Here is a 391-nt window from a genome sequence, read left to right on the forward strand (position 1 = left end):
TACCGGCAAAGTCGTCTGGAAGTTCGACGCCAGCAAGCCGAACGACACGGCGCCGCTTGCGCCGGGCGAACATTACGAACCGAACTCGGTCGTCGCCTGGACGCAGTTTGCCGCCGACGAAAAGCTCGGTCTTGCCTATATCCCGTTCGGTAACGCCTCTCCAGACCAGGTTGGTGTCTCGCGCACGCCCGAGCAGGAAGCCTTCGTCGACGCGCTCGCCGCACTTGACCTCAAGACCGGCCAGCTGAAATGGAAATTCCAGACCTCGCATCACGACCTCTGGGACCGCGATAACCCGTCGCAGCCGGTTCTCTTGAACCTGCCGAAGAACGGCGTCGATACGCCGGCAATCATCATCCCGACCAAGATCGGCAATCTGTGGGTTCTCGAC

At 61.1% G+C, this 391-nt stretch carries 1 pseudogene; it reads left to right on the plus strand.

Annotated elements, in window-relative coordinates:
- Positions 1-391, plus strand: a pseudogene (locus QSK43_RS27060) (membrane-bound PQQ-dependent dehydrogenase, glucose/quinate/shikimate family); the annotation flags it as partial.

Source organism: Rhizobium sp. GR12 (assembly GCF_036596185.1).
In the GTDB taxonomy this organism is placed as follows: Bacteria; Pseudomonadota; Alphaproteobacteria; order Rhizobiales; family Rhizobiaceae; genus Agrobacterium; species Agrobacterium nepotum.